A 16,458-nucleotide genomic window follows, 5' to 3' on the forward strand; every position below is an offset into this window, starting at 1 on the left:
GATCGTCTCCCCTTGGAGCGTCGTCGGCGGGGCAGGCCGCTAGCGTGCCGCCTGTTGCTGCGGCACGAGCGGCTTCACCTTCTGGCCGGTCTCGAGCTTGTGAACGCCCGCGGTGGCGATCAGCTCGCCCTCCTTGACGCCAGACAGGATCGCGGCCGTGTCGTCGCGCCACCGCGCGATGGTGACGGGGCGGAGTTCGACCGTGCCGGTGTCGCGGTCAACCACCCAGACGGCGGGCTGCGTGCCGCGCTGGAAGATGGCGGAGAGCGGAACCTCGGCGACTGGCGTTGCGTCCGGCCGTTCGAAACCCAGCGTCGCAGTCATGCCGAGCCCGATAAACTCGGGCGGCTCGAGGACGCTGAAGCGTGCGGCATAGGTGCGGGTCACCGGATCGGCGCTGGGCGACAGCTCACGCAGCTTCGCGGCATGATGCCGGCCGGGATCGGACCAGAGTTCGAAAGTAGCCTTAGGGTTTTCGCGCACGACCTTGAGGCGATGCTCGGGGACACCGACCACGATCTCCAACTCGTCCAGTCGGGCGAGCCGGACGACCCCCTGGCCCTGCGCCATGACCTGGCCCACCTCGGCCTGCACGGCCGTGACGACGCCGGCCGCATCGGCGCGCAGCACCGTATAGGCGAGGTTATTCTCGGCCGAGGAGAGCTGGCTCCTGGCCTGGTCGACGCGGGCGAGGGCGGTCGAGGCCAGTGACTGGCGCTGGTCGAGCGTCTGCGGCACGAAGGCCATGCTGCCGCGCAGGTTCAGGTAGCGCTCATGGTCGGCCTTGGCGCGCGCATAGTCGGCTTCCGCCGAGGCGAGGGCAGCGCGCGCATTGTCGACGGCGAGCTTGTAATCGGAGGGATCGAGCGAAGCGATGACATCGCCCGGCTTGACCACGGCGCCGACATCGACCGAGCGCTGGATGATCTTGCCCGCGACGCGGAAGCCCAGGGTGCTCTCGATGCGGGGGACGACCGTGCCGGCCAGCAGGAGAGCCTGGCTTTGTTTCCTGTAGGCGATTTCAGCGACCCGGGCCGGCCGGATGACCGGTTCGCTGCCGGCCGTGGGACGATGCGCCGTCCCCACGAGCGAGACGGCAGCGAAGGCCCCGCCGGCGAGGGCCACGCCGACCGCTCCCAACACGACGAGTTTCAAAGGAAACTTGCGGGGAATCCGAACGTTGGGGAGACGCATGGCGGGGCTTCCTTCGGACGTTTACTATGGGCTTAATAATCTAAACGCCGTTAGCTTACCATTGATAAGTTATCGACGTTCATATAAGAGTCAAGGGTAGGAGAACCCCGGTGAGCGCTTTTTCGACAGCGGCGACCGGCGGCCGGAAGAAACGCGGCGAGGGTCATACCCGGCGCGAGGAGATCCTCCAGGCTGCCAAGGTCCTGTTCCTCGAGCAGGGCTATGAGGCCACGACCATACGCAGGATCGCGGACCGGGTTGGTGTGTCTGCGCCCGCGCTGTACCTCTACTTCCAGGACAAGGAGCAGATGATGCTCGCGCTCTGCGATCAGACCTTCGGGTACCTGATCGGCAGCATCAGCGAGATCGAGGCCACCGTCAGCGATCCGCGCGAGCGCATTCGGCGCTTCGGCGAGGCCTATCTGAAGTTCGGCCTGGCCCATCCCGACGAATACAAGCTGATCTTCCTGGGGACCAACATTCCCGAATCGGTCCGCAAGCTCGGACACCGCATGCCGACGGACGATCCGACGCGGCCCGGCATCGGTGGCGCCCTCGTGTTCCAGCGCCTCGTCGCGATCATCGCCGAGGCCGAGGCGTCGGGCCTCAAGCTCAACTACCCGGCAGACACCTGCGCCGAGCTCTGCTGGATGGCCATGCACGGCGTCGCGTCGGCCCTGATCCTGAAGGCCGACTTCCCGTGGTCCAATCGCGACCTGCTGGGCACGGGCATGCTCGACATCGTGATGAAGGGCATCATCCGCGCCGACTGAGGATCAGGCTGGACGCGTGGCCTTCTTCGCCGCCGCCCGCGTGTGCAGCAGCCGCATCAGGCCCCAGGTCGCCGCCGCCCCGACCCCCAGCACGCCGATCCCGATCAGGGGCCGGTACCACAGCCATCCGAACGCGATCACGATCGGTGCGATCGCTACCGTGCAGACCAGCGCGACCAGGAACGTGCCGGCGCCGATCACGTCGCCCAGCAGCGGGATGACGCTGCCCGCGACGGCCAGCGGCCGCAGCACGAAGGTGAACCCGATCAGCATGAAGATCACGCCGATCAGGCGCAGCACCCAGGTCATGGTGACGTTCTCCTCCTCGGCATGCTGGAACATGACCTTGGCGGGAACGCTGCCGGCCGCGATCAGCTCGACCGTGGTGCCGGTATGGGTGGGGAAGGGCGCGAAGCCGGAGCCGGATTGCGCCGCGACCACGCTGGCGGGCTGCACTGGCACTTCCGAGAAAGAGATGCGCATGTCGCCGATCGCCGGTTCGGAGGGGTCGCGGCCGACATAGAGAATGCCGTCGTTCACCGTGACCGGCTTGGTGACGCGGTTCTGCAGGGCGTTGACCTGGGCATCCGTCGCCGCCAGCCGCCTTGCCTCGCCGAAGCCCCGCAGCAGCGACTCAGGGACGGCGAAGGCGCCGAGGCGCGTGCCCGGCGCCAGCGATTCGCGCGATTGGTAGGTCATCACCGGGTTGGTATGGCCGCGCGTCTCCTTGAAGCGGTCGGAGTCGATGGGCTTGTCCGACCAGGTGCGCACATACTTGTAGGTCGTGGTGCGCTCCTCACCGCCGCCGAGCCGGGTACGGCTCTCGCTGTGGGTTTCTTCCTTCCATTGATAGACCTCGACGTGGCGGTCGAGCCGCACGCCGCGCACCCTCATGGCGAAGTCGGGATCGGACACCGGGCCGGCCGTCGAGAGCATGCCGCTCACATGGATCAGCCGACCGTCGTTCGCGGGGTCGACCGCCTCGGCCGGTACGCTGCGCACGATGCCGGCGCCCTCGGCCAGGCCCTGCGCCGTGCGGATCGCGCGGCCCTCGTTCCAGAACAGCACGCCAATCGACACGACGATGAAGATGAGGCCGATGAGGACTCCGACGATCGCCTGCCCGAGGCGGGCGAACCACGATGTGCTGGTGACCTCGGTGATCTGATCGACGCCGCGCTCTTCCATTGAACCTGCCCTCGGAAACGGGCGCGGAGACTAGAATCACCATCCGCCCCATTCAAATGGGGAGGTGGCGGCGTAGTCACCGCCGGAGCGGTGATTCAGTCGCGCATCCTTCGGCGCTCTCGGACATTGCAAGCTCAGCGGCTTGTAGCCAAGCCGCAGCGCCGCAGCCTGTCGCTCAACGGGCTGGGCTTCGCTCAGCCCACTACCGCCGCGGCCAGACCTTCGGGAAGAGGTCGCAGGTCATCGGGGCGCCGGCGGCGAGATCGGGTGTGTGGGGAAACTGGAAGGTGCCGGGCCGCGGGTCGTAGCGGGCATCGTCGCCGGTATAGCGCAACGACAGGCCGCGGCGCCGTGCGCCCGGCGTGTCGTTGCCCGGCGCGCCGTGCACGATCATGGCGTGGAACACCAGGCAGTCGCCGGGCTCCATCTTCCAGGACCGGATGTCGTACTTGCTCCGGTCGGCATCGATGTCCGGGATCTGGACGAGGTCGCTCGATGTGAACTTGGCTTCGTGTCCCTTGCGGAAGGGCGTTGGCCGGTAGTTGATTCCCCAGCGATGGGACCCGGCGATGAATTCGACCGCGCCGTTGCTGTGGTCGATATCGTCGAGGGCGATCCAGACCGACGTGATCTGCCGGCCTGTGACGGGCCAATAGGGCTGGTCCTGGTGCCACGGCGTGGGATGCGCCGTGCCGGGCTCCTTCACGAAGAGCTGGTCGTAGAAGAAGTCGACCTTCTCCGACTGCATGAGTGCAGCGGCGATTTCACCGGCTGGCGAAGTGGTGGCGGCGAGGCGGAAGTCGTTGTCCCGCCGCCACATGAACATGTCACCGAAGAACCTGCCCGACGAGCTGCCTTCCGCGAAGTTGGTTGCATGGGGCCCCGGCTTGAGGAGGTCGCGCTCGACCGCCTCGCACAGGATTCCGACCCACACGGCATCGAAGGCGCCGCGCAGGCAGACGACGCCGTCGCGTTCGTACGCGGCGACGTCCGTTTCAGTGACGGAGATCAAGCGTTCTGCAGGACGTGGACGGCACGATCGGCGAGCAGGTCCTTGTTCTTGGCCGCATAGGCCTTCATGTGCTCCGACGCGCCGTGGGCCTTGAGGTGGTCCATGCTCTCCCATTTTTCGATGACCACGAACGTGTCCGGACCGAACTTGGCGAACGGACCGCCATCGATGTCGACGGCCGCGCCGTATTCGATGCAGCCCTTCTCGGCATGCACGGCCGGGACGTTGTCCTTGAAATTCTTGAGGACTTCGTCGCGCTTGCCGGGCTTGGCGGTGATGATGGCGATGACGTGGATCATGATTGTCTCCCTCGTGCGAGTCTTCGTGGCCTCAAGCGGCGCGGCCGTGTCTTAGCAGACGACCGGGCAGCTTGTCGTCGGCCGCGACGGTGTCCTTGTTGTTCCGGCGGATGATGCTGCCGTTGACGACGACCGCATCGATGCCGCTGGCCTCGGAGACCAGGCGGTCGGCGCCGGCCGGCATGTCGTAGACGCGCTTCAGCGGGCCGGGGCTCACGGTCTTCGGATCGAAGACGACGATGTCGGCGGGACGGCCCTCGGCCAGCACGCCGCGATCGGTGATGCCGAACATCTCGGCCGGGCGCTGGGTGAGGTTGTGCACCGCCTCCTCGAGCGTGAAGACCTTGCGGTCGCGCACCCAATGGCCGAGCAGGTGGGTCGAGTAGCAGGCGTCGCAGAGCTGGCTGGCATGGGCGCCGGCGTCGGACAGGGCGATGATCGTGTTCGGATCGGTGATCAGCTCGGCCACTTCCTTCTCATCGAAGTTCATGACGGCCATGCGGAAGCGGGTCTTCAGGTCGTCGGCCAGCGAGATGTCCAGGGCGAGATCGACCGGATCCTTGCCCAGCCGGGCGGCCGCGACGGCCAGCGGCATCTCTTCGAGTTCGCGATGCGATGGCGACCACGAGATGACCACGCGGTCCCACCATTTCTGGAAGAGCGGCGTGACCTCGCTGCGCAGCTTCTCGCGCCAGGCCGGGTCGGCATAGGCGCGGCGGCGGGCGCCGGGATCCTTGGCGTCGGCTTTTGCCAGCTCGTTCATGAACGGCATGACGTCGAAGATGAACGGCTCGGCGAAAGTGACCTCGAAGTTGAGCGGCCGGCAGCTCACCTGCGGGATCACCATGGCGCCAGACTTGCGCTGCTCGGCAGCGAGATCGAGCTGCTTGCGATGGCCGCCCGGCCCGTAGAGGTGAGAGAGCAGGGCGGTCCAGGTGACCGGGATATTGTACTTGCGGCTAACCTCGGCCATGTGGCGGGTCGAGAAATCGCGGCCGATCGTGATCTGCATCAGGCCGCGCTTCATCTCGCCCATGACCGAGACGAGGGCATCCATTTCCTCGGGCGTTGCCTGGCGGCTGGGCACCGGCTTGCCCGCATAGCCGTTATGGCTGACCGAGACGGAGGTGCCGAAGCCGATGGCGCCGGCTTCCATCGCCTCCTGGACCAGCTTCTTCATCGCGCCGACCTCGTCGACGGTGGCGGCACGCTCGGTCGATTCCTCGCCCATCACGTAGAGGCGCAGCGGCGTGTGGCCGAACAGGGCGGCCACGTTGATCGCCGAGCCACGCTTCTCCAGCGCGTCGAGATATTGCGGGAAGGTCTCGAACGGCCAGTCCAGGCCGAGGCCCGCCTCGAGCGCCTCGAGGCTCATGCCCTCGACCTTTTCCAGCGTCTGCATGATCATCTTGCGGTGGATTGCCTTGGTCGGCGCGACGCCGAAGCCGCAATTGCCGATCACGGTTGTCGTGACGCCGTGCCAGGGCGAGATGGTGAGCATCCGGTCCCACAGGATCTGGGCGTCGTAATGCGTGTGCACGTCGACGAAGCCCGGTGCGACGACCTTGCCCGTGGCGTCGATCGTCTGGGCGGCCGGCCCGTCGACCTTGCCGAGCGCGACGACCTTGCCGTCCTTGATGCCGAGATCGCCGGCGAAGCCTGGCTTGCCGGTGCCGTCGACGATGGTGCCGCCGGTAATCTTTAGGTCGAAGGTCATGGCCACTCCGGGGTAAACGCTTGTTCATATTGGCGCGGGTGCGTCGCAGGGGCAATGCCGTGCTTGCATGGCAAGGTCGCGCTGCTACGTTCCGCGCGGTTCGGGAGGATTATTGATGGCCAAGCACAAGATCGCGCTCATTCCGGGTGACGGAATCGGTAAGGAAGTTCTGCCGGAAGGCGTGAAGGTTCTGGAGGCCGCGGCGCGGCGCTTCAACTTCGAGCTCGAATTCACCGACTTCGACTGGTCGTGCGACCGTCTGGTGAAGACCGGGAAGATGATGCCGGACGACGGCATGGAGCAGCTCAAGGCCTTCGAGAGCATCTTCCTGGGCGCCGTGGGCTGGCCGGGCGTGCCCGATCACGTTTCGCTGTGGGGCCTGCTGATCCCGATCCGTCGCGACTTCGACGAATACGTGAACCTGCGCCCGGTGCGCCTGTTCGAGGGCGTGCCGTCGCCGCTCGCCAACCGCAAGCCGGGCGAGATCGACTTCTGGGTGGTACGCGAGAACACCGAGGGCGAGTACAGCTCGATCGGCGGCCGCATGTTCCAGGGCACCGACGACGAGATGGCCATTCAGCAGTCGATCTTCACCCGCAAGGGTGTCGACCGCATCCTCAAGTTCGCCTTCGAGTTCGCCAGCACGACGAAGAAAAAGCACGTGACCTCGGCCACCAAGTCGAACGGCATCATCCACACCATGCCGTTCTGGGACGAGCGCTTCGAGGTGATGCGCAAGAAGTATCCGGACATCAAGGCCGACCAGTATCACATCGACATCCTGACGGCGCATTTCGTGCGCAACCCGGACTGGTTCGACGTGGTGGTGGGCTCCAACCTGTTCGGCGATATCCTCTCCGACCTCGGCCCGGCGCTCACCGGCTCGATCGGCGTGGCGCCGTCGGGCAACATCAACCCGGAGCGCAAGTATCCGTCGATGTTCGAGCCGGTGCACGGTTCGGCACCTGACATTGCGGGCAAGGGCATCGCCAACCCGATCGGCCAGATCTGGTCCGGAGCGATGATGGTCCGTCAACTGGGCTATCCGGAGGCTGCCGAGGCGATCGAACGCGCGATCGCGGCCTCCCTGGTCGAGGGCGGTCCCCGGACCAAGGATCTGGGCGGCAACGGCGACACCAAAACCGTGGGCGCTGCCATTGCAGAGCTCGTGAAGACGGTGTAGCAGCCGCGTTACAGTGATTCTTGGGAGGTAAGCCTGTGAAGAGACGCAACCTGCTGACGACCGCCGCCGCCGTTGCCCTGGCGGCCGCGCCCCTGGGCGCGATGGCCCAGACCGCCTATCCGACGAAGCCGATCACCGTCGTCGTGCCGTTCGCGGCCGGCGGCCCGACCGACGCGCTGGCCCGCGTGCTGACAGCCCGCATGGGCGAGGCGCTCGGCCAGACGATGATCGTCGAGAATGTCGGCGGCGCCGGCGGCACGATCGGCGTCAACAAGGCTGCGAAGGCCACGCCGGACGGCTACACGATCCTGTTCACGCACATGGGCACCCTCGCGGTGAACATCGCGCTCTACAAGACGCTGCCCTACGACAGCCAGAAGGACCTCGAGCCGGTCGGTCTCGGCGGCACGAACCCGATGGTGCTGGTCACCAAGAAGGATCTGCCGGCCAAGAACTTCAAGGAGTTCGAGGCCTATGTGAAGGCCAACCAGAAGAAGGCGCAGTACGGCATGGCCGGCATCGGCGCCGCCTCGCATCTCGGCGGCCTGATGCTGAACAGCATGATGAAGGTCGACGTGCTGGAGATTCCCTACAAGGGAACCGGCCCGGCGCTGAACGACCTGGTGAGCGGCCAGTTCGACTACATGGTCGACCAGGCGGTGAACGTGCTGCCGCAGATCCAGGGCGGCAACATCAAGGCCTTGGGCGTCAGCACGCTGAAGCGCCTGCCGCAGCTGCCCGACGTTCCGACGATCGACGAGTCGGGCCTCAAGGGCTACGAGGTCACGATCTGGAACGGCTTCTTCGTGGCCAAGAACACGCCGAAGAACGTCATCGAGACGCTCAACAAGGCGCTGGTCACCGCGCTCAGCGACGAGAAGGTGCGCGCGCGCCTGATCGAGCAGGCGGTCGACCTGCCCGAGCCGAAGGACGCGACGCCCGAAGCGCTGCGCGCCCAGCTCAAGGCCTCGATCGACAAGTGGGTGCCCGCCATCAAGGCGGCCGGCGTCCAGCCGCAGTAACCAAGATCTCGTATGAGGAAACGGGCCGCCTCGTCAGGCGGCCCGTTTTCGTTTGGCCTGGTGGAGGCCGGCAACACAGTCGTCGGTGATCATCAGGGAATGCCGGCTTAGGTTTTCCCCTTGGAAACGGTGAGCCAGTTTCGATCGAACAGGTCGACGAGGGCTCGATGCGTGGTGAGCGGAACGTGGTCCGCGCCGTAGGTGCTGCTGCCGAGGAACTCCTTCAGCTGCAGGTCCACCGCTGAGCGGTCCAGCACCGTCACGCCGACCGCGGCCAGATCATCGGAGATCGATGCATCCAGTGCTAGGTAGGCTTCTGCCGTGCGTAGCCGCACGGGCGTCCCCTTCGCGCGTACCATGACGATCGGGGTGACGGAGGGCTGGGGCTCGGGCCCGATCAACGCCGTTCCCAGCATCAGGCCGCACAGGACGCTGGCCGGCGGCTTGGGCGGAAACAGGCACAGGGTGACGATCTGCGGTCCGCCGGTTCGATCCTGCAGTTCGAAGCGCAGGTCGTTGGGGTTGAGGGCGCCGGTTCCATCCAGCGTCATCGTGCCAGTCGGCAGGACCTCGCTGTAGCTCGCCTTGAGACGATGGGTGGAAGCGTTGGGCGAGACGGACAACTCGCCACGGATCAGCCGGCCGCGGAAGTACGGCGACCAGGAATGCGAGTAACAGACATAGGTGCCGACGATATGAGAGCCCGGCGTGTTCTGTCTGGTCAGGCCCTCGGCCTCGTCGGCGCGCCGGCTTAGTTCCTGCCGATCCCGGCCATGGCGGGCCGAAATCTCCTCGACGAATGCGTCGACCTCGCAGTCCGCGATCCAGCGCCCCGGTCGGTCGATCCCGAGGACCTTTGCCCAGTCGTCGTAAATTTCCATGCCGCGCGGGTTGGCGCGACCCTGCAGCCATTTGTCGGCACGCACGACGTCGAACGCGGTTGCCGGATTGGCCTTGTGGAAGGCCGACGCCAGTTCCTTGCGGGTCCCCGACCCGAGAAGCGCCGCCGTGAGCCGCAGCTTCCTGCCAATGTCACGAGCCAACGCAACTCTCCTCAACGCAATTCGTCTTCGCCCGGGCCATTTTCGCAGAAAGCGCAGACTGTCGCAAAAATGCGGAATTCCGTGGAATTCGGCTCGCCGTCGCTGCCTCGCCCGGTTGGCCTCGCCATAAGGGCTCCATGGCCGATTCAATTATCGAAGACCCCGACGAGATCGCCCGCCTGACCGCCGACGCCACCGCCCTTCCCTCGACCACCGGTGCCATGGGCGGCATTGGCCACTACAGCGGCGCGGGCGCGGGCACGGGCAGCGGCGATACCGCCAATGCCGGCGGCAGGCCTATTTATCTCGCCGCTACCGGCCAGCCCGGCCAGCCGGGCGGCCAGGGCTATGGCGCGGGCGGCCAAGGCGGCGGCACCGCGACGACCGGAACGATGTCCAAAGGCTCGGGTGGCGGGGGCGGCGGCGGCGGCGCCCCCGGACTTCACGACACCGCGGGCGGCGCCTGGAGCGTCGCGGCCGGCAACACCCTGGCCGGCGGCCAAGGCGGGTATGGTGGCTTTGGCGGAGACGCCGATGCCGCCGGCAATGGTGGCAGTGGCGGCAACGGCGGCGGCGGCGTCTGGGGCATGGACTTCTTCCTCGCCAACGATGGCACGATCTCGGGCGGCCTCGGCGGGGGTGGCGGCCTAGGAGGGTACGGCAACGTTCCGGCCTTCTGGAGCGTGAGCGGCGACGGTGGCGATGGGGGCGACGGCGGCCTCGCCGTCGACGGCGTCGACTATGTCCTGGTCAATGCCGGCACAATCATCGGCGGCAACGGCGGTGCCGGCGGCGTACCCTTAGTTCCCAGGCGCGACTTCGGCCATGGCGGCGACGGCGCGGCAGCAATCGCGGGCATCGGTTTCGAACTTCTCAACACGGTTACGGGCACGGTGACCGGCGGAGACGGCTTCTACACGGCCGGCACGATCGGTGGGGCCGGCGTCGTGGGCTCGGATTTCACGATCTCCAACGCCGGCAGCATCCAAGGTGGTGTTGGTGGTACGGGCGAGACCGGCGCAGCGGCCGCCACGGGTGCCGAGGGAGCGCGGGGACGTCAACTCGGCTTTCGCCAACCAGGTGAGGTTGGTGGCGAGGGAGGCGACGGGCAGGACGGCGCGGCGGGAGTCAAGGGAGGCGATGGCGCTGCAGGCATCGACGGTGTGCGCTTCACACTAATCAACACCGGCAAGATCGGTGGCGGCGAGGGATCAGGTGGCACCAATGGTGAAGCCGGCGGCGCAGGCGGCATGGGCGGTTTCGGTGGCTTCGGCTTCGACGGCTATGTAGCCGATGCGGAGGGCGTAGGGGCTATCAACATCTATGGCGCCGATGGGGGCGACGGAGGCGATGGCGGCGACGGCGGCAAAGGCGGCGCAGGCGGCGAGGGCGGCACTGGCGGCGTCGCCGTCGGCGGCATGGATTTCGATCTGGTCAACACCGGCACGATCACCGGGGGCGCAGGTGGCAAAGGCGGGAATGGTGGCAACGGCGGCCAAGGTGGCAGGGGCGGCATCGGAGGTCTGGGCGGGGATTTTGGTCCAAACAACAACGGCGACAGCGGCGATGGCGGCGATGGCGGCTGGGGCAATTACGGTGGCAATGGCGGCGCCGGCGGGGCCGCCGTCGCCGGCACCAGGTTCTCGGTGGTCAACGAGGGGAGAATTACCGGCGGCGACGGCGGCGCCGCCGGTGACAGCGGTGAAGGCGGCCGCGGTGGCAACGGTGGGCCGGGGCTCGCCAACTATGAACAGGGTACCGGCGGCTGGTCCTGGGCAGGCGACGGAGGTAACGGCGGCGACGGTGGCTGGGTCATTGCAGGCAACCTTGAGGCAGGGGATGGCGGTGCGGGCGTCATCGGCTCAGATTTCGATCTGATCAACACCGGTACGATTACCGGGGGCAACAGCAACTCGTCATTCTATTCCATAGTGGCAGGCCATAAGGGTCTGGGCGGCGTGGGTGGCCTTCTTGGCGGCAGCCTCGGCGAAGCAGGCTATCGCGCGACCAGCGGCCGGGACGGCTATGACGGCCTTGGTGGCGGGAGCAGCACCACCTATTATGGAACTCCCGGCGCCGGCGTTGTCTCAACCGGCAATGCGCAGATCACCAATGGCGGCACCATCGCCGGCGGCGTGGCGATGATCGGCACGACTGTCTACGAGCAGGCCAACGCGATCGACTTCTCGGGTGGCGGCAACGTGCTGACCCTTGCCACGGGATACGCATTCGTGGGCGACGTGGTCAGCACCAGCGGCACGACCAACGGCGGCGATGCGCTCTATCTCGGTGGCGCCGAGGAGTCGCAGTTCAATGCCGGCCAACTCGGCGTCTCCTATCGAGGCTTCACCACGCTCGGTCTCATCGGGGGCTACTGGACCGTGAGCGGCAGCAACACGAGCGGCCTCGGCTGGACGGTCACCAACGGCGTGCTGTTGCTGGCTGCGGGAGCGCAAGCCGGCGACGTCACGGTAGGGGGCGATGGCACGCTGGGTGGCAACGGCACGGCGGGCACTGTCGTGGTGCAGAGCGGCGGCACGGTCGCCGCGGGCGCGAGTTCGGGCATCCTGCACACGGGCGATATGGCGTTCGGTGACGGCTCTATCCTCGCCGTCGAGATCGGCGGCACGATGGCTGGCATCGGCGGCTACGATCAGCTCGCCGTTACCGGCACGGTGACGATCGGCGCTGAAGTGAAGCTCACCTTGTCGCGGCTCGGTTCTTTCAAGCCGTCGGCCGGTGAGTATGTGATCGTCGATAATGACGGTGACGATGCGGTAGTGGGTCACTTCGCGGGGCGGGCCGACGGTAGAACGTTCCTGTTCGGCGGACGCGCCTTCACGATCGATTACCAAGGCGGCGACGGCAACGACATCGTCCTCACCGCCGGCGCATTGGCCACGGGCACCACGGGCGACGATACGCTGGTCGGCAGCTCGGCCGGTGACGTGCTGAACGGTGGTCTCGGTGCCGACACGATGACTGGCGGCCTGGGAGGCGACTTCTACTACGTCGACAACGCCGGTGACGTGGTGATCGAGGCGCCCGGCGAAGGCCGCGACACGGTCTATACGAGCGTCGACTTCTCGCTTGCGGCTGGACAGGAGATCGAGGTCCTGCGCGCCAAGACCGGCGCCGCGGGCCTGACGCTGGGCGGCAACGAGTTTGCCAACAGGATCGTGGGCGGCGCCGGCAACGATACGCTGAGCGGCGGCGGCGGCGACGACTATCTGGTGGGCGGCGTCGGCGCCGACACGATGACGGGCGGTGACGGCGACGATAGCTACCATGTCGACGATGCCGGCGACGTCGTGGTGGAGGTTGCGAACGGTGGCATCGACACGGTGCGCACGACCTTGTCGAGCTATACGCTCGGTGCCGAGGTCGAACACCTGCGGTTCGATGGTGTTGGCGATTTCCCCGGGACGGGCAACGAACTCGACAACCGGCTGACAGGCGGCGAGGGCGACGACACGCTGAGCGGCCTCGGCGGCGACGACTATCTGGTGGGCGGGCTCGGCGCTGACACGATGACCGGCGGTGACGGCGACGATAGCTACCATGTCGACCATGCCGGCGACGTCGTGGTGGAGGTTGCGAACGGTGGCATCGACACGGTGCGCACGACCTTGTCGAGCTACACACTCGCCCCAGAGGTCGAGAACCTGAGCTTCCTTGGCACGGGCGATTTCGCCGGCACCGGCAACGAACTCGACAACAAGCTGACGGGGGGCACCGGCAACGACACGCTGTATGGCGGAGATGGCAACGACGTGCTGAACGGTGGCGCGGGCATCGACGTCATGATCGGGGGCGCTGGCGACGACATTTACTATGTCGACAATGCCGATGACTTTATCTTCGAACTGGAAGGTCAGGGCACCGACACGATCTACAGCTCGGTCGACTACATCCTGGGCGACGGCCTCGAGGTCGAGATCTTGCGTGTACGTGGCGCCGACGGCCGCAGCCTGATGGGCAACGAGTTCGACAATAAGCTGATCGGTGGGGCAGCTAACGACCTGCTGCAGGGGGCGGTCGGCAATGACACGCTACGCGGCGGTGCCGGCGACGACACGTTGATCGGTGGTGCTGGAGCCGACACGATGGGCGGAGGGGAAGGCGCTGACGTGTTCGTGTTCCGCGACGTCTCGCACTCGACGCATGGCGCGCGCGACACGATCACCGACTTCCGCGTCGGTGAGGATCGGCTCGACTTCTTCGAACTTGGCGGCGCCGGCTTCAACGATATGGTGACCGTGACGAGCGCTCCCATCACGATCGACGCCCACTCGATCGTGGCCTTCGTCTCGCGTGGCAGCACTGTGCTCTACCTCAACGACACGGGCAGCGCGCAGACCGCCGAGGCTGCCAGCATGGAGATCTTCCTGAAGGGCGTGACGGGCCTCACCGATACCGACCTCGGCTACCATATGGTCTGATACCGAAGGTGGGACGCCCCGGCTCTACGTCGAGATGCCCAAAGTGTCGAAGCGGATTCCGACCGCACGCCGCGTGTCGCCGGCCTCGTCGCGCAGCGCCAATAGGAGGGTGCGGGCCGGCCAGTCGATTTCCACCACGCCGAAATTGGCGGCGGCGAAGAGCGCGCCGAGGCGGTTGGGGCCGGGCTCCTTGGCCGCCCAGTAGACCATATTGAGGCCGCTCGACGTCGCTTCGTACAGGGGATAGAGCCGTTCTGGCGTCTCGCGATAGAGCGCGCCGATGTGGCGGTCGCCGGACAGCAGCACGACACCCTTGGCGCCGCTGGTGCCGATTGTGTCGATGAGCTTCTGCCGTTCGAGCGGGAAATTGCCCCAGCGCTCCCAGCCATGGCCTTCGGCCAGGACCTGCGTGCTCGACACGATCAGGCGCAGTTCGGCCGGCTTGCGCAGCTCCGCCGCCAGCCACGCCCACTGCTCGGCGCCCAGCATCGTCTTCGCCGGATCGGAGTCAGGCAGGTAACGCTGCTTGCCCGGCGCGCCACGCTTGTCCGTGATCTTCAGCGGCGAGCGGAACCAGCGCACGTCGAGCAGGATCACCTGCACGCGCTTTCCCGGCGGACCGATGATGCGCGAATCGTAGATGCCGCCGCGCGTACGGCGGATGTCGTTTGCCGGGGCCTTCCAGAACTCCAGGAAGAGGTCCTTCGACAGGGACTTGTGCGCGAACTCCACGCCGCCGTCGTTGACGCCGTAATCGTGGTCGTCCCAGACGGCAAGATGCGGCACCGCCTCGAGCAGCCTGGCGTAGCCCGCGATCTGCCTGGCTTCATCGTAGGCGCGCTTCAGATCGGCTGCATCCGGCGCATGGAAGTCGCCATAGACATTGTCGCCGGCGAAGATGAAGAGGTCCGGCCGGTAGGCGAGGATGGGTCCCCAGATCGGTTGGGGCAGGGTCTGCTTCGCGCACGAGCCGAAGGCGATGCGTGACAGCGGCTTGGCGGACTGCGCCAACGAGGAAGCTGGAGCCAGTGAAGCGGCGCCCATGAGGCGGGCGAAGGTGCGGCGGGTGAACATGGTAAACACCATAATGACATTTTGTGAGGTTTGGATGGCGGCGCCATGAAACGCCACCTCAAGCGCGCGCTGGAACTGCTGCTGATGCCGTTGGCGGCAGCGGTCGTCTTCTTCGAAGACGTGTTGCTGCATTACCTCGGCGTCGCCATGGCGGCGTTCGCGAACTGGCCGCCGGTCGCCCGACTGGAAGCGTGGTTCGCGCGCCTGCCGCCGTGGGCCGCCCTGATCGCCTTCGTCGCGCCCTCCACGCTGGTGCTGCCGATCAAGCTGGCGGCCGTCGGCTTCGCCCTGCACGGCAAATTCGCCCTGGCGACGGCCAGCATCCTGCTCGGCAAGGTGCTGGCGACGGCCCTGGTCGCGCGTCTCTACAAGATCCTGCGGCCCACGCTGGTGACGATGCCCTGGTTCCTCGCCTCCGAGACCTGGGTCTTCAAATGGCGCGACAGACTCTATGCCTTCGTCCAGTCCCTGCCGGCCTGGCAGAAGACGAAGGCCATGGTGCAGCGCGTGCGCCGCTGGCTCTCGGGATTGCTGGCCGGCCTCTTGGCACGCTAAGCGGAGGCGAGGCGGGCGCCGAGTTCCTTGGCCGCGCGCCGCAGAGCCTCCAGAAACTGCTCGACCGAACGTGAGGGCGGCATCAGCGCCGGCAGGAGCACGCCGACGTGAAACAGGGTCCGCGGCCGCCACGGTACCGTGGAGAGCTGCCCGGCGCCGACAGCGGCGGGCGTCAGCGGATCTGCAATCGTGATGCCCGCGCCCTGTTCCACGAGACGGCAGGCGAACTCGAGCGAATCGACGACGATCCTCGGGCGGATGGCGACGCCTTCAGCCGCGAACATGGCTTCGACGTCGTGGCGGAGCTGGGTGCCCGGGCCGAGCACCACGAGAGTCTCCGCGGCAAGATCGCGGGCGCCCAGCGACTTGCGCCGGGCGAGGGGATGACACGCCGGCAGGACGACCACCGCGGGCAGGCTCAGCAGCGGATGCGCCTCGATGCCGGGATTGTCGAGCGGCAGGGCGCCGATTCCGAGATCGAAGGATTGATTGGCTACGGCCAGTTCGAGTTCGCGTCGATGGATGATCGCAACGTCGACCTCGACCTCGGGATGATCGCGATGGAAGTGGGCCACGGCCGGCGCCAGCAGGCTGGCGGCAAAGCGCGGCATGCTCACGATCCGAAGGCGTACGCGGGTGCCGCCCGCCACGCGCTGGGCGACGCGGGGCAGATCGTCGATCGCGACCAGAACGCGCCGCACCTCGGCAAAGAAGGACGTGCCCTCGGTCGTCGGCACGAGGCGCATGCGATCGCGGTGGAAGAGCCGCAACCCAGTGCCGTGTTCGAGCCCGGAGAGCAGGCGGCTTGCCGCGGACTGGCTCATGTTCAGGGACTGGGCGGCGGCCCCGAGGCTTCCCAGCTCCATGATGCGCAGGAAGAGCCGGAGCGCCTGCAGCTTCATCCAATACCTCTTGCAGATATCGCAACAACCTGTCCGCTGTTTGCATTTTATACA

General features: G+C 66.7%; 13 protein-coding genes. 5 read left to right on the plus strand and 8 right to left on the minus strand.

Annotated features, from left to right (window positions below):
- Positions 1-39: 39 nt before the first annotated feature.
- Positions 40-1,194 carry an efflux RND transporter periplasmic adaptor subunit gene (locus ACQY78_RS01665; protein WP_428682138.1) on the minus strand — a complete coding sequence of 385 codons (1,155 nt, stop codon included), beginning with the start codon at positions 1,192-1,194 and terminating at the stop codon, positions 40-42.
- A 110-nt stretch (positions 1,195-1,304) separates the two neighbouring features.
- Between ACQY78_RS01665 and ACQY78_RS01670 the strand changes: the two genes are divergently transcribed.
- Positions 1,305-1,967 (plus strand): TetR/AcrR family transcriptional regulator, encoded by a 663-nt coding sequence (locus tag ACQY78_RS01670; RefSeq protein WP_428682140.1) that lies wholly within the window; start codon positions 1,305-1,307, stop codon positions 1,965-1,967.
- A gap of 3 nt (positions 1,968-1,970) precedes the next feature.
- On the opposite strand, the gene ACQY78_RS01675 is transcribed toward ACQY78_RS01670, so the two are convergent.
- The 4 genes from ACQY78_RS01675 to ACQY78_RS01690 form a co-directional block, all read right to left on the minus strand.
- The gene (locus ACQY78_RS01675) at positions 1,971-3,155 is read right to left on the minus strand and encodes a TMEM43 family protein (protein ID WP_428682142.1); all 1,185 of its coding nucleotides are present in this window, start codon (positions 3,153-3,155) and stop codon (positions 1,971-1,973) included.
- Positions 3,156-3,357: 202 nt separating this feature from the next.
- Complete coding sequence (locus ACQY78_RS01680; RefSeq protein ID WP_428682144.1) at positions 3,358-4,167, minus strand: phytanoyl-CoA dioxygenase family protein; 810 nt, start codon at positions 4,165-4,167, stop codon at positions 3,358-3,360.
- Positions 4,164-4,466 (minus strand): putative quinol monooxygenase, encoded by a 303-nt coding sequence (locus tag ACQY78_RS01685; protein WP_298315586.1) that lies wholly within the window; start codon positions 4,464-4,466, stop codon positions 4,164-4,166. Before ACQY78_RS01685 ends, ACQY78_RS01680 begins: the two co-directional genes overlap by 4 nt.
- Before the next feature lie 31 nt (positions 4,467-4,497).
- Positions 4,498-6,183, minus strand: a complete 1,686-nt coding sequence (locus ACQY78_RS01690) for an N-acyl-D-amino-acid deacylase family protein (RefSeq protein WP_428682146.1) — start codon at positions 6,181-6,183, stop codon at positions 4,498-4,500.
- A gap of 115 nt (positions 6,184-6,298) precedes the next feature.
- Here ACQY78_RS01690 and ACQY78_RS01695 point away from each other — a divergent pair, with 115 nt between their 5' ends.
- Both ACQY78_RS01695 and ACQY78_RS01700 read left to right on the plus strand, forming a co-directional pair.
- Positions 6,299-7,366: a tartrate dehydrogenase gene (locus tag ACQY78_RS01695; protein ID WP_428682148.1), complete on the plus strand. Its 1,068-nt coding sequence runs from the start codon at positions 6,299-6,301 to the stop codon at positions 7,364-7,366.
- Positions 7,367-7,401: 35 nt separating this feature from the next.
- Positions 7,402-8,388 carry a tripartite tricarboxylate transporter substrate-binding protein gene (locus ACQY78_RS01700; RefSeq protein ID WP_428682150.1) on the plus strand — a complete coding sequence of 329 codons (987 nt, stop codon included), beginning with the start codon at positions 7,402-7,404 and terminating at the stop codon, positions 8,386-8,388.
- A gap of 107 nt (positions 8,389-8,495) precedes the next feature.
- Here the strand turns inward: ACQY78_RS01700 and ACQY78_RS01705 are convergent, their stop codons facing one another.
- The gene (locus ACQY78_RS01705; protein WP_428682152.1) at positions 8,496-9,431 is read right to left on the minus strand and encodes a hypothetical protein; all 936 of its coding nucleotides are present in this window, start codon (positions 9,429-9,431) and stop codon (positions 8,496-8,498) included.
- A gap of 137 nt (positions 9,432-9,568) precedes the next feature.
- Here ACQY78_RS01705 and ACQY78_RS01710 point away from each other — a divergent pair, with 137 nt between their 5' ends.
- On the plus strand, positions 9,569-13,873 hold the full coding sequence (locus ACQY78_RS01710) for a M10 family metallopeptidase C-terminal domain-containing protein (RefSeq protein ID WP_428682154.1): 4,305 nt from the start codon (positions 9,569-9,571) through the stop codon (positions 13,871-13,873).
- 24 nt (positions 13,874-13,897) lie between these two features.
- Here the strand turns inward: ACQY78_RS01710 and ACQY78_RS01715 are convergent, their stop codons facing one another.
- Positions 13,898-14,947 (minus strand): alkaline phosphatase D family protein, encoded by a 1,050-nt coding sequence (locus tag ACQY78_RS01715; RefSeq protein WP_428682156.1) that lies wholly within the window; start codon positions 14,945-14,947, stop codon positions 13,898-13,900.
- A gap of 45 nt (positions 14,948-14,992) precedes the next feature.
- Between ACQY78_RS01715 and ACQY78_RS01720 the strand changes: the two genes are divergently transcribed.
- A complete protein-coding gene (locus ACQY78_RS01720; protein WP_428682158.1) occupies positions 14,993-15,502 on the plus strand; it encodes a hypothetical protein in 510 nt (169 codons plus the stop codon).
- On the opposite strand, the gene ACQY78_RS01725 is transcribed toward ACQY78_RS01720, so the two are convergent.
- Positions 15,499-16,404 (minus strand): LysR family transcriptional regulator, encoded by a 906-nt coding sequence (locus ACQY78_RS01725; RefSeq protein WP_428682160.1) that lies wholly within the window; start codon positions 16,402-16,404, stop codon positions 15,499-15,501. The genes ACQY78_RS01720 and ACQY78_RS01725 overlap by 4 nt on opposite strands.
- Between the last annotated feature and the right edge of the window lie 54 nt (positions 16,405-16,458).

The organism is Reyranella sp. (assembly GCF_965279625.1).
Classification (GTDB): domain Bacteria; phylum Pseudomonadota; class Alphaproteobacteria; order Reyranellales; family Reyranellaceae; genus Reyranella.